The following is a 20,064-nucleotide window of genomic DNA, read 5'->3' as shown; positions in this document are numbered from 1 at the left end:
TAAGGACAACGATCATGCAGCGCTTCCTGATATTTGTTGCAGTGTGCTTATTGAGCGGTTGTTTAACTGCTCCACCTAAAGAAGCTGCAAAACCTACATTAATGCCTCGGGCCCAGAGTTACCGTGATTTAACGCATTTACCTGCTCCAACGGGGAAAATATTTGTCTCCGTATACAACATTCAGGATGAAACCGGGCAGTTCAAACCTTACCCGGCAAGTAACTTCTCCACGGCCGTGCCGCAAAGCGCCACCGCCATGCTGGTTACCGCGCTCAAGGATTCGCATTGGTTTATTCCGCTGGAACGTCAGGGTCTTCAGAACCTGTTGAATGAACGCAAAATCATTCGTGCCGCTCAGGAAAATGGCACCGTCGCGGACAATAACCGCATGCCTCTGCAATCTCTGGCGGCAGCGAACGTGATGATTGAAGGATCGATTATCGGCTACGAAAGTAACGTTAAATCGGGTGGTGCGGGAGCACGTTACTTCGGTATCGGTGCGGATACCCAGTACCAGCTCGACCAAATCGCCGTTAACCTGCGTGTGGTTAACGTCAGTACAGGCGAAGTGCTCTCTTCGGTGAACACCAGCAAAACCATTCTGTCTTATGAAGTTCAGGCTGGGGTATTCCGCTTCATCGATTACCAGCGTTTGCTGGAAGGTGAAATCGGCTACACCTCTAACGAGCCGGTCATGATGTGTCTGATGTCAGCCATTGAAACCGGCGTGATTTACTTAATTAACGACGGAATAGACCGCGGGCTGTGGGATCTGCAAAACAAAGCAGACGTGCAGAACCCGATACTGGTGAAATACCGCGATATGTCAGTCCCTCCGGAATCCTGACAGGAAGCGCATAAAAAAGGCGAGATGATTATCTCGCCTTTTTTTATTCACTCACCGCAGTGATGTTTTGCGCTTTTTCCCTCTTCGACGCCAGCCAAAGACCGCTGTTTTTCATGGCATAGCCAAACAGCAGCCCCAGCGCCAGCGAGGGGACCACCAGCTTCCAGTTACCCTGCCCTGCAAAGGTCGCGCACGCCCCCATAAAGGTTCCCGGCACAAATGAAAGCAGGAGATGCTTAGCCTGGATGCACATCAGGAAGGCGACAACGCCCGTCATGATGTATCCCAGGATTTCCAGATGCGGCGCCAGCGCGCTGCCTTTCATGATCACCAGCGCCCAGATGACACCGCTCATCAGCGTGCAGCCAGAGATAAAGAGCCCTCTGACGCCCCCCTGCGGACAAGCGAAATAGGCGGTACAGCCGAGGAACCCGGCCCAGCTGAGCAATCCGAGAGACACGGCTACCCATCCCCAGAGCCCGGAGAGAACACCTGTCGTAATTGCGATACAAAGTAATATGTTCATGGCGCGCATCTTAGCAGAAGCGCACCATAGAAATGCGATCGGCAGCACATTACGTGCAAGTTGGAATGTTGAGTTGCAGAGTTTATGTGACCCAAGTCACTCTTCGTTCTCTTCTTCCAGCTCATCCCACATTGCCGCGATAGCATCGCGGGTCAGCGGCGCCAGCGTTCTCCAGAATGGCGAGGTGGCATGCGCTTCAACTTTACCCAGGAATGTCCCGACCCACGGCAGCAGGTACGTTTCGAACAGGGTTTCGATAGCTTCGTTCTCATCATCACCGGCGTTGTCTTCGATCCAGGACGCCGCCAGCAGCAGCGTACCGATATGATCGGCTGACGTATCGCTCAGCGGCATACCGCGCGTGGAGAGGAACGCACGGACTTCCGCTTCCGTTGCCCCGTCCTGCCATGCTGAACGGTATGGCGAAACGCGGCACTCATCGCCGACGAACAGCGCATTGTAGTCCGTCGCAATCTGCTGCATGTCGCAGCTTTTTTGCAGACGCTCCAGTAAATCATCCTGTTCCAGCGGCCAGTTCTGCGCCAGCTTACCTTCACGAATTAACGTAAAGAGCGGCACCAGCAGCGGATCTTGCGGCTGGCGATAATAGAGCGTACCCAGCACGCGACAAAGGATGGAGAACTCATTCATTTTTTTATTCCATTACACAATTAAAGATCGGCAAATTCGGCAATCGGCTCCATTCCGCGCGACTCGAGGAAATCGAGCATGCGGCGTGGGGTCACGTTCAGGATTTGCGCTTCCGGGAAGTTAACATCATTCAGCACTTTCAGGCACTCGCTGAAATCACCCAGCGTAAACGCGGTATGAGAATCGGACCCCAGCGCCACCATCCCGCCCGCATCACGTACGGCGGCCGCCACGGCGCGACAGTTGGCTTCACTGCCTTTACGCGAGTGAACAAAGGAGGAGTTATTAATCTCTAGCGCCACGCGGTGCTTCGCTGCCGCCTGCGCGACAGCCTGAATATCAATCGGGTACTTCGGGTTACCGGGGTGGCTGATAATGTGCACATTGCCGCTGGCAATGGTGGCAATCATCGCCGCGGTATTGGTGTCTTTATCCTGAGGCGGGAAAACCGGCTCATGGAAACCGGCGAGAATAAGATCAAGTGAGGTCAGCATCGGGCCGGTGCAGTCGATCTCACCGTCGATATTTTTGATGTTCGCCTCAATGCCGCGCAGTATCCCAATGCCGTCCACCAGACGTGGCCAGATCCGCATATTCACAAAATGCCAGTAGTGCGGCGCATCCGCCATGTCCGGGCCATGATCGGTGATCGCGAACAGCTTAATACCTTTAAGCTTCGCCTGGGCGATATAATCATGGAGGTTGCTGTACGCGTGGGTGCTGGCGACGGTGTGCATATGCAGGTCAACGGGATACATCTCTTTCTCCTCTGCGGTTTTTCCAAAGGATAGCAGTTATCAGCGGCGAATATTAGCAAAAACCCGGCGAACGCCGGGTTTCTCTCAGTAGCCGCGCTGTCTGTCGACCTGTCCGGTGACCGCGTGACCCTTTTCCAATTCGCTGATGGTATGGGAGATATACGCCACCGCTTCTGCCGGACGCGTCACGGCAGCCACGTGCGGAGTCATCGCCACGCGCGGGTGCGCCCACAGCGGGCTTTCCGCGGGCAGCGGCTCACGGCTATAGACATCCAGCATGGCGCCTTTTAGCTTTCCGCTGTCCAGCGCCTTCAGCAGATCGCCTTCCACGACATGGACCCCGCGCGCCAGGTTCATCAGGTAGCTCTGGTCGACGAGCTGATTGAGCAGGGCTTCATTGATGATCCCTACCGTTTCCGCTGTGTTTGGCAGCAGGTTAATAAGCACGCGTGTGCCTTTCAGGAACGCAGAAAGCTCATCCGTTCCGGCAAAGCTCTCTACGCCGGGATAATCCTTACGGCTGCGGCTCCAGCAGCGCAGCGGGAAGCCCCACGGGGCGAGCGCTTCTGCCACCTTCGAGCCGAGCACACCCGCGCCGAGGATGCCGATTGTAAAATCTTCATGTCGATAATCCGGCAGCGGCTCCCAGTGGGCCTGCTGTTTAAAGGCCAGATAATCGTCGAAGCGGCGGAACCAGTGCAGCACCTGGCTCACGGCATACTCCTGCATTTGCTGGCCCATTCCGGTATCTTCCAGGCGGAACAGAGGGATCTCTTCCGGCAGCATTTCAGGGTGTGCCTTCAATTTGCTCAGAATGGAATCCACCCCAGCTCCCAGGGCAAAAACGGCTTTCAGCTTACGGCCCTGGAGCATTTCGACCGGGGGATGCCAGACCAGCGCATAGTCGGCATGTTCATTATCGCCACGCTTCCACTCGCGAACGCGTGCGCCGGGCAGCGCCGCCGAAAGTGCGTCAATCCAGTAAGCGGTATCAAATGTAGGGTGATAGAAGAGAATATCCATGGTCATTCCTGCCTTTTATTGCGCTGTTTTGTTTTCATTTTCAAATGGATTGCCAGCATAACAAATTTATCAGGAAACCGTGTTGCTGATAAAAGAGGCGCTTTGTGCACATTTAGGAGTCAGGTTGCTTGAAGTTTGTCTAAACGCGCTAAATTACTGAAAAAGTGAGTTGACGGCAGTTCGGCTTTTCCTTACATTAGCGCCCGTCCCGACAACAACGGGATGACAATATGGTGAGGTGTCCGAGTGGCTGAAGGAGCACGCCTGGAAAGTGTGTATACGGCAACGTATCGGGGGTTCGAATCCCCCCCTCACCGCCATATTTAAAGAAGAGCTCGCATGAAAATGCGGGCTTTTTTTTCGCATGTTGCACACCCCGGGGGGATGAGAATCCCCGACCGGGGTTCGACAACTGGCGACAGCCAGTTGGACAGACTGAGAGCGAAGCGAACAGGCTGCCCGCAGGGCGAGCGAAGCGAGTCAATCCCCCCCGGTGCTATATGCAGCTCGGTGCGGCCTGAGCCCCTCACCCTGCCCCTCTCCCCAGGGGAGAGGGAAGTGCTACTCTTCCACCATCCGCGCATACTCTTCGGTCAGAAAATCCACCAGCGTCCTGACCGACGGCAGCAGACCGCGCCGCGAAGGGTAAACCGCGTGAATCACTTCCCGTCGGGGTTCCCACGCGTCCAGCACCCTTATCAGTTCCCCTGACGCAAGCTGATCCTTCACCATCAATATCGGTAGCTGCACCACGCCGATACCTGCCATGGCAGCTTCACGAAGCGCCAGCATATCGGTGGTGATCAATCGAGGATGGTAATGGATCTCCGCTTTAGCACCTCCGGGACCGGACAGATCCCATTTATGAATATGTTTCCCCTCGTTCATGCTTAACCCAGGCCAGGCGCTGAGTTCAGACGGGACGACCGGTTTTCCCAGGCGTTGAATCAAGGCCGGACCCGCGACCAGACAATGTCCTCTGTCAGCCAGCACTCTTAAAACCAGATCGCTGTCATCAAATGGACGCGGGCGTACGCGGATCGCGACATCTACACCCTCTCCCACCAGGTCTACCCGCCGGTTGGTCGCCTCAAGCTGAAGATTGATGCCGGGGTAGCGCGCCATAAATCTGGCCAGCATCGGACCAACGTGGACATGCAATAAGGTTATCGGGCACGTGATCCTGACGATACCGCGCGGTTCAGCCTGCAGTGCCGCCACGGCTTCCTCCGCGGCCTCGGCCTCCACCATCATCGCTTTACAGTGCTGATAGAAAGTCTGCCCCACTTCCGTCACCGTAAACTGCCGCGTAGTGCGCTGTATCAACCGTACGCCAAGCCGATCCTCCAGCTGCGCGATCCTGCGGCTCAGTTTGGACTTAGGTTGGTCGAGCGCCCTTCCCGCCGCCGCAAAGCCACCGTAGTCGACCACCTTCACAAACCAGACGAAGTCATTGAGATCTTGCATAAATCCTCATCGTTCTATTTTCGGAACAGTGAATGCCATTTTCACTATCTACCGGGACATTAACTCTGAATATAAGCTAATTACATCAACAGAACATCAGGAGTTAATCATGAAAAACGTAACAGGCGTTTATACCGCTCCGCGTCAGCACTGGGTTGGCGATGGTTTTCCGGTTCGTTCGATGTTTTCTTACCAAACCCACGGCGAGCCGCTGAGTCCGTTCCTGCTGCTGGACTACGCAGGTCCGTACACCTTTCCGGCAGATGGGGCGAAACGCGGCGTAGGCCAACATCCTCACCGGGGTTTTGAAACGGTCACCATCGTCTATTCCGGTGAAGTAGAGCATCGCGACTCCACGGGCAAGGGCGGCGTTATTGGCCCCGGCGACGTGCAGTGGATGACGGCAGGTGCAGGCATCCTGCACGAGGAGTTCCACTCAAGTGCGTTCTCGCAGAAAGGTGGAGAGCTGAAAATGATGCAGCTGTGGGTCAACCTGCCAGCGAAAGACAAAATGGCGGCACCGGGCTACCAGAGCATCACCAAAAGCGACATCCCGGTTGTGACGCTGCCGGATAACAGCTGCACCCTGCGGGTGATTGCCGGTCGCTACGACGAGGTTACCGGCCCTGCGCACACCTTCTCACCGCTCAACGTCTGGGACATCGCGCTGAACCAGGGAAGCCATCTGACGCTCAATCAGCCCGAAGGCTGGAGCACCGCGCTGGTCGTGCTTGAAGGCAACATCACGGTGAACGGTACAACGCAGGCAGGTGAAGCCCAGCTGGTCGTACTGAGTCAGGAAGGCGACAAACTGCACCTGGAGGCGAACAGCGATGCAAAAGTGCTGCTGATGGCCGGCGAGCCGCTGAATGAACCCATCGTGGGCTATGGCCCGTTTGTGATGAACAGTAAAAGCGAAATCAACGAAGCCATTCGTGATTTCAACTCCGGCCGCTTCGGCCAGATCTGAACGTAATAAAGGAGAAGAACATGTCTACACCTGCGAATTTTAACGGCACCCGTCCGGTTATTGATGTGAACGATGCGGTGATGTTGCTTATCGATCACCAGAGCGGCCTGTTCCAGACCGTTGGAGATATGCCAATGCCGGAACTGCGCGCCCGTGCAGCAGCGCTGGCAAAAATCGCGACCCTGGCGAAGATCCCGGTGATCACCACCGCGTCCGTCCCACAGGGACCGAACGGACCGCTTATCCCGGAGATCCACGCCAACGCGCCGCATGCGCAATATGTTGCCCGTAAAGGTGAGATCAACGCCTGGGATAACCCGGAGTTCGTGGCCGCGGTGAAAGCGACCGGACGCAAGACGTTGATTATCGCGGGCACGATCACCAGCGTCTGCATGGCCTTCCCGTCAATCAGCGCGGTGGCGGACGGGTATAAAGTGTTTGCGGTGATTGATGCCTCCGGCACCTATAGCAAGATGGCGCAGGAGATCACCCTGGCGCGCGTGGTGCAGGCCGGTGTGGTTCCGATGGATACGGCGGCGGTGGCCTCTGAGATCCAGCGAACCTGGAACCGTGAGGACGCGGCTGAGTGGGCTGAGGTTTACACCCACATCTTCCCGGCTTATCAGCTGTTGATCGAAAGCTACGGCAAAGCACAGGAAGTGGTTAAAAACAGCGAAGTGCTCGATTCACAGCGTTAATAACCCGCTCCACGGCGTAAAAACCGTGGAGCTGATTAATGCTTAACCGAACAGGCACTAAAGCTGAAAATCTGCTTGACCGTGTCAGCGCAACTCCCTATAGTAGCGCCCCGTTGCCCCCCAAGCGGTCAGGCAGCAAAACAATATGGTGAGGTGTCCGAGTGGCTGAAGGAGCACGCCTGGAAAGTGTGTATACGGCAACGTATCGGGGGTTCGAATCCCCCCCTCACCGCCATATTTAAAGAAGAGCTCGCATGAAAATGCGGGCTTTTTTTTCGCATGTTGCACACCTGCAGGGGGGATGAGAATCCCCGACCGGGGTTCGACAACTGGCGACAGCCAGTTGGACAGACTGAGAGCGAAGCGAACAGGCTGCCCAGCGAGTCAATCCCCCCCTCACCGCCATATTTGAAGAAGAGCTCGTACGAAAGTACGGGCTTTTTTTTGCATTGCCTGGTGGCGCTGCGCTTACCAGGCCTACGGGTATTGTAGGTCGGGTAAGCGCAGCGCCACCCGACATCATACCCGCACAAAAAACAAAGCCCGGTTTCCCGGGCCTTGAACACAACAGCAAACTCAATAATACGCTTGCAGCGTGCGCTGGCAGAGCGCGGAGCGCACACAGTCATCTTTGGTGAAGCGTACCACCCCAATCATCTCATCTTCCTCAAAACGTGACATGGCGTCGCTCAGCCCGGATTTCACGCCGGATGGCAGGTCACACTGGGTAATATCGCCGTTAACGATAACCGTCACGTTCTCCCCGAGGCGCGTTAAAAACATCTTCATTTGCGCAGCGGTCACGTTCTGAGCCTCGTCAAGAATGACGACCGCATTTTCAAATGTACGTCCGCGCATATAGGCGAACGGCGCGATTTCCACCTTGCCAATCTCTGGCCGCAGGCAGTACTGCATAAAGGATGCACCCAGTCGCTTCACCAGCACGTCATAGACGGGCCTGAAGTACGGGGCAAACTTCTCCGAAATATCTCCTGGCAAGAAGCCGAGATCTTCATCAGCCTGCAGTACCGGACGGGTAACAATAATTCTCTCCACGTCCTTATGGATCAATGCTTCCGCCGCTTTGGCTGCACTAATCCAGGTTTTCCCGCATCCGGCTTCACCGGTTGCAAAGATGAGCTGTTTACTCTCGATAGCATTCAGGTAGTGCGCCTGAGCCTCATTGCGCGCCACAATTGGAGAATTATCACGGCTGTCTCGGGCCATGCCAATTGCTTCTACGCCACTCATCTGCACAAGCGAGGTGACCGATTCTTCTTCACGCTGTTTATGGCTACGTGAATCCCGTCTCAGCACACGTTTTGCTTCGCGACGAGCTTTGATCACTGCTTTTTGTCTTCCCATGGATAGCACCTTGAGTTGTTGGTATTCATCACACGCGCCAGCTTCGGCACGATTATGCGCACGAACATCAGAGGGTTGGCTTCCTTGTAAGCCATTGCTTGCTTTATCGGATGACGATACGGAACAGCTACGCGCACCGTTCTGCACGTCGGTCGAATCAGATTCTTGAGGAAGGGGGGAGAATTTAGTGGTGAGGAAATCGCTGCCGGAGTCTGAGCCTCCGCGCCGGGTGCTGCGGTTGTTATGTTTACCTTGTCCAGTACAGGACGCAACCATTCGCGATCTCCATAGTGATTCAGCATCACTGCCGGGAACTACCGCTGTCTTATCTTAAGTACATCAGGAGTTATCATAAATGCAACATTTATTTTACCTGAGTGCAACTTTTAAGACTGCTCCTGCAGCGGAATCAGTCTCATATATGAATATTACAGAAATATAACAACAAGATAGTCATATGAAAAAATAATGTCCCCGCGAACGGTTGCGGGGACAATTATCAGGCTTCAATAAGACCTTGAGCGAGGTACGCGTTGCTGTCGCGCACGCCCGGCAGGGCAAAGAAATAGCCGCCGCCGATAGGCTTAATGTACTCTTCCAGCGCTTCGCCGTTGAGCCGCTTCTGCACGGTCAGGAAACCTTTCTCCAGATCGTGCTGATAGCAGACGAACAGCAGCCCCATATCAAGCTGGCCGGAGTTGGTCACGCCCAGCGAATAGCTGTAGCCCCGACGCATCATCAGGCTGGACTGCGTCTCTTTGGTGCGCGGGTTAGCAAGACGGATATGGCTGTCCAGCGCGATGGTATCGCCATTGGGATCGCTGGCGTAGTCAGGCACGTCGTGCTCGTTCTTCATGCCGAGCGGTGCCCCGCTTTGCTTATCCCGACCAAAGATCGTCTGCTGCTCTTTCAGCGGCGTGCGGTCCCAGAACTCCACGTGGAACTGAATAATGCGCACCGCCTGATAGCTGCCGCCCACCGCCCACGCCGGTTCGCCCTGATCTGCCGTCACCCATACCACGTCTTGCATCAACGCCGCATCGCTGCTGTCCGGGTTGGCCGTACCGTCCTTAAAGCCCAGCAGGTTAACCGGGGTCTCTTTGCCTTTGCTGCGGGCGGCGTGGTCAGAGATAAACCCTTCCCGCTTCCAGCGCACGCTCAGCAGATCCGGCGTGTGCTTGATAATATCGCGCAGGGCGTGGATCACCGTGTCCTGGGTATTGGCACAAATTTGCAGGAGCAGGTCGCCGTGGCACAGCGCCGCGTCGAGGGAATCATTCGGGAAACGCGTCATTTTCTGCAGCGCTTTCGGCTTCTGTTTTGCCAGCCCGTAGCGCGCGTCAAACAGAGACTCCCCGAGCGAAACGGTAATGGTCAGGTTATCCGGGGCGATAAACGGCCCCAGGATGCCGGAGTCCATTGGCGGCAGGCGCGGGTTCGGCGTATCGGGCGCCGGTCCGCCCGCGGTGAGAAACGCGATGCGCGTCGTCAGCAGGCGGAACAGGCGCGCCAGATCGGCTTTATCGCTGGCCAGCGAATCAAAGGCCACCAGCATCATGGACGCCTGCTGCGGCGTCAGGATACCCGACTGATGCTCGCCATAAAATGGCTGCGTCTCCATGCGGGCATTGGGTGACAGCGTGCCGGGCGCGCTTTGCGGTTTCGCCGCATGCGCTACCGGACAGCCACCGGCCAGGGCAAGCGCGCCGCCCAGCGCCCCTACCCCTTTTAACAATCGACGACGTGAAGGCTCAACCACGTCGTTCTCGCTATGCTTATTCATCGTGCTTAGTCCAGACCCAGTACGCCACGCAGCAGAGAGAGATCTTCCGCCAGGGCGGTAATCGGGCCTTTCAGCGCGTTACGGTCGGCATCGGTCAGCTTGTCGTAGGTTTCAAACCCGTCTTTAGTCCGGTACTTCGCCAGAATGGTGTCGACTTTTTTGAAGTTGGCATCCACCTTGGCCAGCAGTTCGCCGTTCTCTTTCTGCAGCTGAGGACGCAGCAGGTTAACAATTTTCTGCGCGCCGTCGACGTTGGCCTGGAAGTCCCACAGATCGGTATGGCTGTAGCGATCCTCTTCACCGCTGATTTTACTCGCGGCCACTTCTTCAATCAGACCAGCCGCGCCGCCCACCACTTTTGACGGCGGGAAGGCCAGCTCGCTGATGCGCTTTTGCAGCTCCAGCACGTCGCCGTTCAGCTGCTCGGCGTATTTCTCCATCCCTTTGGTGGAGTTGTCGCCAAACAGGGCTTTCTCCAGACGGTGGAAACCGGTGAATTTCGGATCGGCGGCCTTCTGCTCGAAATCATCTTCGCGAGCATCAATGCTGCCATCAAGATCAGAGAACAGTTCGGCAATCGGTTCGATACGCTCGTAGTGCTGACGGGTTGGCGCATAGAGGGATTTCGCTTTTTCGATGTCACCCGCTTTCACCGCATCGGTAAAGGCTTTGGTTGCCGTCACCAGGTCCGCCGTCTCTTTCGTGACGTAGGCTTTATACGCGGTAATCGCGTCACCCAGACTCAGCACCGCAGCGCCTTTCGCCGCATCGGCCGTCGCTTCACCTTTGACGATAAGCTTCCCTTTAGGGTTGGTCAGCAGACCGCAGGTCATCTCATACTCGCCCGGCTGCAGGTTGGCGGTCATCTTCTGGCTGAAGCCAGGGGCGATATTTTCACGCTCCTCGACCACCAGAACCCCTTTCAGGATCTCCCATTCCAGCGCCTTCTGGCTGTGGTTCTGAATAATGAACTGGGTTTTGCCGCTATTCACCGTGAGGGTCATCGGCTCACACTGCTTATCATTAACGGTGACTTTAACCTGAGGAACATCCGCGCCCCAGGCGGAGAATGCGGAAGCGAACAGCGCGGCAATGCCTGCGCATAACGCACTACGACGGAACTGAATTGCCATGACTCTTCCCTTTAAAAGTATGTTGTAACTAAAACAAAAATTATGGCGTAACGCGCGACGCCTGCGAGCCGGTACGCGGCGGCATTGCGAAAAGCACCAGCGCCGGAACCAGATAAATAAAGTACATCGCCACTTCGCTGACGCTCGGCGTTTCCTGATAGCCGAAGATGCCTTCAAGCAGGGTGCCGGTCAGAGAATGGGTGGAGAGAACGTTGCTGAGATCGAACGCCACGTCCTGGAAGTGGTTCCACAGGCCCGCCTCGTGGAGGGCGCGGATTGCGCCCGCCGCCAGCCCTGCCGCCACCAGCAGAATAAACAGGCTGGTCCACTTGAAGAACGCGCCCAGGTTCAGGCGAATACCGCCCCAGTAGAGCAGAAAGCCCAGCACAACGGCGGTTGCCAGCCCGAGCATCGCGCCAACCGGCGGCCAGATACCCACGTCCTGCTGAAACGCCGCCAGCAGGAAGAAAACAGACTCCAGGCCTTCACGCGCGACGGCGAAAAAGACCATCATAATGAGCGCCCAGCCGTGGTTGTTGCCCTTTTGCAGCGCGTTATCCACCGCCTGCTCCAGCTGCACCTTCACGTTGCGTGAGACTTTACGCATCCAGAACACCATCCAGGTAAGGATCACCACCGCAATCACGGCGACGATCCCTTCGAACAGCTCCTGCTCTTTCTGCGGGAACTCCCCGGTGGTTTCGTTGATGAGGATACCGAGGCCCAGGCAGAGCGCCGCGGCGAGGAATACCCCGACCCACATGACGCCAATCCAGCGTCCGCGCTGGGTTCGCTTCAGATAACTGGCGATGAGGCTCACGATGAGGGCAGCTTCGAGCCCTTCACGTAACATAATGAGAAATGGAACAAACATGCCGACACCTTAAATGTTTATCGCGGTCAACTGATGCAAAGAAAGGTAAATTCTTGTGATAGTGATTATCATTACGGCGAAAAGAAACACAAGCGAAATGTGTGGTGTTTTGATGACGAGTTGTAAACGCAAAGCCTGTTAATAGTTGCCAGCGTTACCGTTAAGTTTATAAGTTATAATAAAATTGCCCATTTACGGTTAACCAGCGCTGTGGCTAAATATCCTCCTCAAAAACCAACTGAAAATAAACCATGTTTAAGATTGTCCATTTCCTGCTGGCGCTGGTGATTATTCTTGCGCTCGCCTGGCTGGTGAGTTTCGACCGCCGAAAAATTCGCATTCGTTTTGTTTTACAGCTGATTGTCATTGAAATAGCGCTGGCGTTCTTTTTCCTGCACGCCGAAAGTGGGTTATTCCTGATTAAATACGTCTCGGGATTTTTTGAATCACTGCTTAAATTTGCCGGCGAAGGCACCAATTTCGTCTTTGGCGGAATGGGAGAAAAAGGGCTGGCGTTCATTTTCCTCGGCGTGCTTTGCCCGATTATTTTTATTTCCGCGCTGATTGGTATTCTTCAGCACTGGCGGATCCTGCCGATTTTTATTCGGGTCATCGGAACGCTGCTGTCAAAACTGAACGGTATGGGCAAGCTGGAATCCTTTAACGCGGTGAGCTCGCTGATCCTCGGCCAGTCGGAAAACTTCATTGCCTACAAGGGCGTGCTGGGCGATCTCTCTTCTCGTCGTCTCTTCACCATGGCGGCCACGGCCATGTCGACGGTCTCCCTGTCGATTGTCGGCGCCTATATGACCATGCTCGACGCCAAATTTGTCGTCGCGGCGCTGATTCTGAACATGTTCAGCACCTTTATTATTCTCTCTGTCGTCAACCCGGCGCGTCCTGAAGCGGAGCCGGATATCAGGCTGGAAAAACTGCACGAATCGCAGAGCTTCTTCGAAATGCTCGGCGAGTATATTCTGGCCGGTTTTAAAGTGGCGATGATTATTCTGGCCATGCTGATTGGCTTTATCGCCCTTATTAGCGCCGTAAACGCCCTCTTCTCCAGCGTATTTGGCATGAGCTTCCAGCAGATTTTGGGCTATGTGTTTTATCCGCTGGCATGGCTTATCGGTATTCCGCTGAGTGATGCCCTGAACGCGGGCAGTATTATGGCGACCAAGCTGGTGGCGAATGAATTTGTGGCGATGATTGAGCTGCAAAAAATCGCGCATCAGATGTCCCCGCGCGGGCTGGGCATTTTGTCCGTCTTCCTGGTGTCCTTCGCGAACTTCGCGTCCATCGGCATTGTGGCCGGGGCGATTAAGGGCCTGAACGAGAAGCAGGGGAACGTAGTATCGCGGTTTGGTCTGCGTCTGGTATACGGCGCGACGCTGGTGAGCCTGCTGTCGGCGAGCTTTGCGGGGTTGGTGTTGTAAGTTTTGTGCCGTTTGTGCCCGGCGGCGCTTCGCTTGCACGGGCCTACGGGTTTTGTAGGCCCGGTAAGGCGTAGCCGCCACCGGACATCGGTTTCTCAGAACTGCACGCACACCGGCTGGTCGACGCGCATCACCGACTCCTGCGCGAAGCGTGATTTATAAATCCCGCGCAACGCTTCGATGTTTTTCTCGCTCTGCGCATCTTTACCGTGGATCAGCATCAGCGCTTTGCTCGGCTCACGCGCCACTTTTCCGTCGTTCCCCAGCCACTGCCCGCGCGCATCAAATACCGTTAAGCCATCGCGAAAGCGCGGCGTCACGTCCTGGTCAACAAACTGCTGCCACTCGTTGCCGGTGATCTGCGCCCCGGCAGGCCGATTTAAGCCGAAATAGAGCGTGGTTTGCTGCATCTGGTTATCCGCTTTGCAGGTCTCTACCGCTGCGTGTTGCGATGGCGCGTTGCAGCCAGCCAGCATCAATAATGCCGCCGCCATTAACCCTGTTTTGATTGTCATGCTTCGCTATCCTCATTGTTATAAGTGCAGCGATATCAACGTAATTCTGGAAAATTTGCAAGAAAAAGCCGGGTGGCGCTAACGCTTACCCGGCCTACGGTGTTACGTGGGAAAATTATTCCGGCTGCAGCTTAGACGGCGGCGCGGAGTGGTAGTGCGCGTCTGCTTCTGCAAAGCGTTTCTGCATGGAGGCAGACGGTGCTTTACCCAGCAGGCTGAAGACCACGATACCGATGCTGCCGAAGATGAAGCCCGGAATGATTTCGTACAGGCCCAGCCACGCGAACTGCTTCCAGACAATGACGGTCACCGCACCGATGATCATCCCCGCCAGCGCGCCGTTGCGGGTCATGCGTGACCACAGTACGGAGAACAGCACCACCGGACCAAACGCGGCACCGAAGCCCGCCCACGCGTAGCTCACCAGGCCCAGCACGCGGTTATCCGGGTTGGCCGCCAGCGCGATGGCAATCAGCGCCACCACCAGCACCATAAAGCGCCCTACCCACACCAGCTCTTTCTGGCTCGCGTTTTTACGCAGGAAGGCTTTGTAGAGGTCTTCGGTGATCGCACTGGAGCAAACCAGCAGCTGGCAGCTCAGGGTGGACATCACCGCCGCCAGGATCGCGGAGAGCAGAATACCGGCAATCCACGGGTTGAACAGAATTTGCGCCAGCTCGATGAACACGCGCTCGGCGTTCTGGTTCACCGCGCCCGCCTGCGCCGGGTTGTTGTTGAAGTACGCGATACCGAAGAAGCCGACCGCGCACGCACCCGCCAGACACAGAATCATCCACGTCATACTGATGCGACGGGCATGAACGATGGTGTGGTGAGAATCCGCCGCCATAAAGCGCGCCAGAATGTGTGGCTGACCGAAGTAGCCCAGGCCCCAGCCCATCAGCGACACGATGGCCACGAAGTTCAGCCCTTTCAGCATGTCGACGTTTTCAATGCTCTTCTGCTTGATCACTTCCAGCGATTCGCCAAAGCCGCCAACGGTGAAAATCACAATCACCGGGGTCAGGATCAGGGCGAAGATCATCAGGCTCGCCTGCACGGTGTCGGTCCAGCTCACCGCCAGGAAACCGCCCACGAAGGTATAGAGGATGGTCGCCGCCGCACCGGCCCACAGGGCGGTTTCATAGCTCATGCCGAAGGTGCTTTCGAACAGGCGCGCGCCCGCCACAATGCCGGAGGCACAGTAAATGGTGAAGAACAGCAGAATAACCACCGCGGAGATAATGCGCAGGATGCGGCTGTTATCTTCAAAACGTCCGGTGAAGTAGTCCGGCAGCGTCAGGGCGTTGTTGTTGGCCTCGGTATGCACGCGCAGGCGGCCTGCCACCAGCTTCCAGTTGATCCACGCGCCGACGGTCAGACCGATGGCGATCCAGCTTTCAGAGATACCGGAGATGAAAATCGCGCCCGGCAGCCCCATCAGCAGCCAGCCGCTCATGTCAGATGCGCCCGCAGAGAGTGCGGTCACCATCGGGCCTAAACTGCGTCCGCCCAGAATGTAGTCGTCAAAGTTCTTTGTAGAACGCCACGCCAAAAACCCTATCAGGATCATGCCAAAAATATAAACGAGAAATGTCACCAGCATCGGTGTGCTAATAGCCATTCAAATTCTCCAAAATGTCGAGCGACAACCATCCGGGCTGCCTTGTTATATGATCACCGGAACGAGGTGAATGTATCTTGTGTTTCGGTTGGGCGCGCTATCCTGCCGTATGCGCCTTCCGCTGACAAACGATTTAACACTGCATTTACATCAATTTCATCCCCGGTTTGATACGAGTTTCCTATAGGTTGCACTCGCTCACGCTTTTACGGGTTGCACCTTTGAAAAGTGTTAACTGCCGCATAAAACCAGGCTTCCCGCACAAAAGCCAGCGCGTTTTTCCAGCTAACCATTCGTTAACAATCCATTCATTTTCCGGGTTGCAAACCAGGTCACATTTAACACGGTTGCACAAAGTTGCAACATGGGGGATATTTCACGCTATCTACAGAACGCTATTACAGAACAACAGGAGCTTTGGCATGGGTATGACCACCATGGGGGTTAAGCTGGATGACGCAACCCGCGAACGGATTAAGACCGCAGCAACCCGCATTGACCGCACGCCGCACTGGTTAATTAAGCAGGCGATTTTTAACTATCTCGAAAGACTCGAGAGCGATGAGGGCCTGCCGGAGCTGCCTGCCCTGCTGGCCGGTGCGGCGAACGAAAGCGAGGAAGCGCCCGTCTCTGGCGACGAGAACCATCAGCCGTTCCTTGAGTTTGCCGAGCAGATCCTGCCGCAGTCCGTCAGCCGTGCCGCCATTACCGGCGCCTACCGCCGTGCCGAAACCGACGCCGTGCCGATGCTGCTGGAGCAGGCTCGCCTGCCGGAAGCCATTGCCGCACAGGCGCACAGCCTGGCGTATCAGTTAGCCGACAAGCTGCGCAACCAGAAAACCGCCACCGGCCGCGCCGGGATGGTTCAGGGTCTGCTGCAGGAGTTTTCCCTCTCCTCTCAGGAAGGCGTGGCGCTGATGTGCCTCGCGGAAGCGCTGCTGCGTATTCCGGATAAAGCCACCCGCGACGCGCTGATCCGCGACAAGATCAGCAACGGCAACTGGCATTCCCACATTGGCCGCAGCCCGTCGCTGTTCGTCAACGCGGCAACCTGGGGCCTGCTGTTTACCGGCAAGCTGGTCTCCACCCATAACGAAGCCAACCTCTCCCGCTCCCTGAACCGCATCATCGGTAAGAGCGGCGAGCCGCTGATCCGCAAGGGCGTGGACATGGCGATGCGCCTGATGGGCGAGCAGTTCGTCACCGGGGAAACCATTGCCGAGGCGCTGGCGAACGCCCGCAAGCTGGAAGATAAAGGTTTCCGCTACTCCTACGACATGCTGGGCGAAGCGGCGCTGACCGCCGCCGACGCGCAGGCCTATATGGTCTCTTACCAGCAGGCGATCCACGCCATCGGTAAAGCGTCCAACGGTCGCGGTATTTATGAAGGCCCGGGCATCTCCATTAAGCTCTCTGCCCTGCATCCGCGCTATAGCCGCGCACAGTACGACCGGGTGATGGAAGAGCTCTACCCGCGCCTGAAATCCCTGACCCTGCTGGCGCGCCAGTATGACATCGGCATTAACATCGACGCCGAAGAGGCCGACCGTCTGGAGATCTCCCTCGATCTGCTGGAAAAACTGTGCTTCGAGCCGGAGCTGGCAGGCTGGAACGGCATCGGTTTCGTTATCCAGGCCTACCAGAAGCGCTGCCCGTTCGTCATTGATTACCTGATTGACCTGGCCAGCCGCAGCCGTCGTCGCCTGATGATCCGTCTGGTGAAAGGCGCCTACTGGGACAGCGAAATCAAACGCGCCCAGATGGACGGGCTGGAAGGCTATCCGGTTTATACCCGCAAGGTTTACACCGACGTCTCTTACCTCGCCTGTGCGAAAAAGCTGCTCGGCGTGCCGAACCTGATCTATCCGCAGTTCGCGACCCACAACGCCCACACCCTGGCGGCGATCTACAGCCTGGCCGGGCAGAACTACTATCCTGGCCAATACGAGTTCCAGTGCCTGCACGGCATGGGCGAACCGCTGTACGAGCAGGTCACCGGTAAAGTGGCGGACGGCAAGCTGAACCGCCCGTGCCGTATCTATGCTCCGGTGGGTACCCACGAAACCCTGCTGGCGTACCTGGTACGTCGTCTGCTGGAAAACGGCGCGAACACCTCCTTCGTTAACCGCATCGCCGACACCACCCTGCCGCTGGACGAGCTGGTGGCCGACCCGGTGCAGGCCGTTGAGAAGATGGCGGCGCAGGAAGGTCAGATTGGCCTGCCGCATCCGAAGATTGCCCTGCCGCGCGAGCTGTACGGCAAAGGCCGCGTCAACTCGGCGGGTCTGGATCTCGCCAACGAACACCGTCTGGCATCGCTCTCCTCTGCCCTGCTCAACAGCGCGCTGCAGAAGTGGCAGGCCAAACCGATTCTGGAGCAGCCCGCTGCTGACGGCGACATGCAGCCGGTTATTAACCCTGCAGAGCCAAAAGATATCGTCGGCTACGTGCGTGAAGCCACCGAGGCGGAAGTGGATCAGGCGCTGGACAGCGCGGTGAATAACGCCCCTATCTGGTTCGCCACCCCGCCGCAGGAGCGCGCCGCGATTCTGGAACGCGCCGCGGTGCTGATGGAAGATCAGATGCAGTCGCTCATCGGCATTCTGGTGCGCGAAGCGGGTAAAACCTTCAGCAACGCCATTGCCGAAGTGCGCGAGGCCGTCGATTTCCTGCACTACTACGCCGGTCAGGTGCGCGATGATTTCGACAACGAAACCCACCGTCCGCTGGGTCCGGTCGTCTGTATCAGCCCGTGGAACTTCCCGCTGGCGATCTTCACCGGCCAGATTGCCGCCGCCCTGGCCGCAGGCAACAGCGTGCTGGCAAAACCGGCAGAGCAGACTCCGCTGATTGCCGCGCAGGGCATCAACATTCTTCTGGAAGCCGGCGTGCCGGCGGGCGTGGTTCAGCTGCTGCCGGGCCGAGGTGAAACGGTCGGCGCCAAACTGACCTCCGATAACCGCGTGCGCGGCGTGATGTTCACCGGTTCGACCGAAGTGGCGTCCCTGCTGCAGCGCAACATTGCCACCCGTCTGGATGCGCAGGGTCGTCCTACGCCGCTCATCGCGGAAACCGGCGGGATGAACGCCATGATCGTTGACTCCTCTGCCCTTACCGAGCAGGTGGTGGTCGACGTGCTGGCCTCCGCCTTCGACAGCGCCGGTCAGCGCTGCTCCGCGCTGCGCGTGCTGTGCCTGCAGGACGACGTGGCGGACCACACGCTGAAGATGCTGCGCGGCGCGATGGCCGAATGCCGCATGGGCAACCCGGGCCGTCTCACCACCGACATCGGACCGGTGATCGACGCGGAAGCCAAAGCCAACATCGAAAACCACATTCAGACCATGCGCGCGAAAGGCCGTCCGGTATTCCAGGCGGTGCGTGAAAACAGCGAAGATGCCCGCGAATGGCGGACCGGCACCTTTGTGCCGCCAACGCTGATTGAGCTGGCAAGCTTCGACGAGCTGAAAAAAGAGGTCTTCGGCCCGGTGCTGCACGTGGTGCGCTACAACCGTAACAACCTGAACGAACTGGTTGAGCAGATCAACGCCTCCGGCTATGGCCTGACGCTCGGCGTGCATACCCGTATCGACGAGACTATCGCGCAGGTGACCGGCAGCGCCAAAGTGGGCAACCTGTACGTCAACCGCAACATGGTCGGCGCGGTCGTGGGCGTACAGCCGTTTGGCGGCGAAGGCCTCTCCGGGACCGGTCCGAAAGCGGGCGGTCCGCTCTACCTGTACCGTCTGCTGGCGAACCGTCCTGAGAATGCGCTGGGCGTGACGCTGGCGCGCCAGGACAGCGAGTATCCGGTAGACGCACAGCTGAAAACTGTGCTGACGCAGCCGCTGGACGCGCTGATTAACTGGGCCGATAAACGTCCAGAGCTACAAAAGGTGGCGAAGCAGTACGGCGAGCTGGCGCAGGCGGGCACCCAGCGTCTGCTGCCGGGGCCAACCGGCGAGCGCAACACCTGGACGCTGATGCCGCGCGAGCGCGTGCTGTGCGTGGCCGATAACGAGCAGGACGCGCTGGTGCAGCTGGCCGCCGCGATGGCAACCGGTTGTGAAGTGCTGTGGCCGGAAGATGCGCTGCATCGCGATCTCGCCAAACAGCTGCCGAAAGCGGTCTCAGCCCGCATTCGCTTCGCGAAAGCCGATGCGCTGCTGACGCAGCCGTTTGATGCCGTAATTTACCACGGTGATTCCGACCAGCTGCGCGAACTGTGCGAGCAGGTGGCGGCCCGCAGCGGGGCGATTGTTTCGGTACAGGGCTTCGCCCGCGGTGAAACCAACCTGCTGCTGGAGCGTCTGTACGTGGAGCACTCGCTCAGCGTCAACACGGCGGCGGCAGGCGGTAACGCCAGCCTGATGACAATCGGTTAATCGTGTAA

Annotated in this window: 16 protein-coding genes and 2 tRNA genes; 7 read left to right on the top strand and 11 right to left on the bottom strand. The window is 57.2% G+C overall.

Translation table 11 applies throughout. The features are described 5' to 3' along the window. Nucleotides 1-14: 14 nt before the first annotated feature. Entirely contained in the window at nucleotides 15-848 is an 834-nt protein-coding gene (csgG, locus tag GVO84_RS08285) for a curli production assembly/transport protein CsgG (RefSeq protein WP_121425862.1), read from the top strand. Between the two features lie 43 nt (nucleotides 849-891). Here the strand turns inward: csgG and GVO84_RS08280 are convergent, their stop codons facing one another. From GVO84_RS08280 to ghrA, 4 genes are all read right to left on the bottom strand, one after another. Further along, complete coding sequence (locus tag GVO84_RS08280) at nucleotides 892-1,374, bottom strand: DUF1097 domain-containing protein (protein ID WP_159513860.1); 483 nt, start codon at nucleotides 1,372-1,374, stop codon at nucleotides 892-894. Between the two features lie 96 nt (nucleotides 1,375-1,470). Beyond that, nucleotides 1,471-2,025, bottom strand: coding sequence for a TorD/DmsD family molecular chaperone (locus tag GVO84_RS08275; RefSeq protein ID WP_159513859.1), 555 nt, complete (start codon nucleotides 2,023-2,025; stop codon nucleotides 1,471-1,473). Nucleotides 2,026-2,045: 20 nt separating this feature from the next. Then, nucleotides 2,046-2,783, bottom strand: coding sequence for a phosphatase (locus tag GVO84_RS08270; protein WP_121425859.1), 738 nt, complete (start codon nucleotides 2,781-2,783; stop codon nucleotides 2,046-2,048). A gap of 84 nt (nucleotides 2,784-2,867) precedes the next feature. Next, nucleotides 2,868-3,806, bottom strand: coding sequence for a glyoxylate/hydroxypyruvate reductase GhrA (gene ghrA, locus GVO84_RS08265; RefSeq protein ID WP_159513858.1), 939 nt, complete (start codon nucleotides 3,804-3,806; stop codon nucleotides 2,868-2,870). A 232-nt stretch (nucleotides 3,807-4,038) separates the two neighbouring features. Between ghrA and GVO84_RS08260 the strand changes: the two genes are divergently transcribed. Then, nucleotides 4,039-4,126, top strand: a tRNA-Ser gene (locus GVO84_RS08260). 241 nt (nucleotides 4,127-4,367) lie between these two features. On the opposite strand, the gene GVO84_RS08255 is transcribed toward GVO84_RS08260, so the two are convergent. After that, complete coding sequence (locus GVO84_RS08255; protein WP_121425856.1) at nucleotides 4,368-5,273, bottom strand: LysR family transcriptional regulator; 906 nt, start codon at nucleotides 5,271-5,273, stop codon at nucleotides 4,368-4,370. Between the two features lie 109 nt (nucleotides 5,274-5,382). Between GVO84_RS08255 and GVO84_RS08250 the strand changes: the two genes are divergently transcribed. The 3 genes from GVO84_RS08250 (at nucleotide 5,383) to GVO84_RS08240 (ending at nucleotide 7,176) form a co-directional block, all read left to right on the top strand. Then, nucleotides 5,383-6,243 (top strand): pirin family protein, encoded by an 861-nt coding sequence (locus GVO84_RS08250; RefSeq protein ID WP_159513857.1) that lies wholly within the window; start codon nucleotides 5,383-5,385, stop codon nucleotides 6,241-6,243. A gap of 20 nt (nucleotides 6,244-6,263) precedes the next feature. After that, nucleotides 6,264-6,941 carry an isochorismatase family protein gene (locus tag GVO84_RS08245; protein WP_032638688.1) on the top strand — a complete coding sequence of 226 codons (678 nt, stop codon included), beginning with the start codon at nucleotides 6,264-6,266 and terminating at the stop codon, nucleotides 6,939-6,941. Between the two features lie 147 nt (nucleotides 6,942-7,088). After that, a tRNA-Ser gene (locus tag GVO84_RS08240) sits at nucleotides 7,089-7,176 on the top strand. A 341-nt stretch (nucleotides 7,177-7,517) separates the two neighbouring features. Here GVO84_RS08240 and phoH read toward each other — a convergent pair. The 4 genes from phoH to efeU form a co-directional block, all read right to left on the bottom strand. Continuing rightward, nucleotides 7,518-8,306, bottom strand: coding sequence for a phosphate starvation-inducible protein PhoH (gene phoH, locus GVO84_RS08235; protein WP_008503509.1), 789 nt, complete (start codon nucleotides 8,304-8,306; stop codon nucleotides 7,518-7,520). Nucleotides 8,307-8,805: 499 nt separating this feature from the next. Continuing rightward, nucleotides 8,806-10,089: an iron uptake transporter deferrochelatase/peroxidase subunit gene (gene efeB, locus GVO84_RS08230; protein ID WP_159513856.1), complete on the bottom strand. Its 1,284-nt coding sequence runs from the start codon at nucleotides 10,087-10,089 to the stop codon at nucleotides 8,806-8,808. 5 nt (nucleotides 10,090-10,094) lie between these two features. Further along, on the bottom strand, nucleotides 10,095-11,222 hold the full coding sequence (gene efeO / locus GVO84_RS08225) for an iron uptake system protein EfeO (protein ID WP_159513855.1): 1,128 nt from the start codon (nucleotides 11,220-11,222) through the stop codon (nucleotides 10,095-10,097). 40 nt (nucleotides 11,223-11,262) lie between these two features. After that, nucleotides 11,263-12,096 carry an iron uptake transporter permease EfeU gene (gene efeU, locus GVO84_RS08220; protein WP_159513854.1) on the bottom strand — a complete coding sequence of 278 codons (834 nt, stop codon included), beginning with the start codon at nucleotides 12,094-12,096 and terminating at the stop codon, nucleotides 11,263-11,265. Nucleotides 12,097-12,347: 251 nt separating this feature from the next. On the opposite strand from efeU, the gene GVO84_RS08215 reads away from it, so the two are divergent. Then, the gene (locus GVO84_RS08215; protein ID WP_159513853.1) at nucleotides 12,348-13,532 is read left to right on the top strand and encodes a NupC/NupG family nucleoside CNT transporter; all 1,185 of its coding nucleotides are present in this window, start codon (nucleotides 12,348-12,350) and stop codon (nucleotides 13,530-13,532) included. A gap of 95 nt (nucleotides 13,533-13,627) precedes the next feature. On the opposite strand, the gene GVO84_RS08210 is transcribed toward GVO84_RS08215, so the two are convergent. Both GVO84_RS08210 and putP read right to left on the bottom strand, forming a co-directional pair. Continuing rightward, nucleotides 13,628-14,047 (bottom strand): DUF3574 domain-containing protein, encoded by a 420-nt coding sequence (locus tag GVO84_RS08210; protein WP_032658073.1) that lies wholly within the window; start codon nucleotides 14,045-14,047, stop codon nucleotides 13,628-13,630. A gap of 115 nt (nucleotides 14,048-14,162) precedes the next feature. Further along, nucleotides 14,163-15,671 carry a sodium/proline symporter PutP gene (gene putP, locus GVO84_RS08205; protein WP_159513852.1) on the bottom strand — a complete coding sequence of 503 codons (1,509 nt, stop codon included), beginning with the start codon at nucleotides 15,669-15,671 and terminating at the stop codon, nucleotides 14,163-14,165. Between the two features lie 422 nt (nucleotides 15,672-16,093). Between putP and putA the strand changes: the two genes are divergently transcribed. Beyond that, nucleotides 16,094-20,056, top strand: a complete 3,963-nt coding sequence (gene putA / locus GVO84_RS08200; RefSeq protein WP_159513851.1) for a trifunctional transcriptional regulator/proline dehydrogenase/L-glutamate gamma-semialdehyde dehydrogenase — start codon at nucleotides 16,094-16,096, stop codon at nucleotides 20,054-20,056. Nucleotides 20,057-20,064: the final 8 nt, after the last annotated feature.

Origin of the sequence: Enterobacter sp. SM3 (assembly GCF_009811935.2) — a bacterium.
In the GTDB taxonomy this organism is placed as follows: Bacteria; Pseudomonadota; Gammaproteobacteria; order Enterobacterales; family Enterobacteriaceae; genus Enterobacter; species Enterobacter asburiae_D.
Note: the sequence above shows the minus strand (reverse complement) of the source record. Positions and strands in the feature narration are given on the sequence as shown.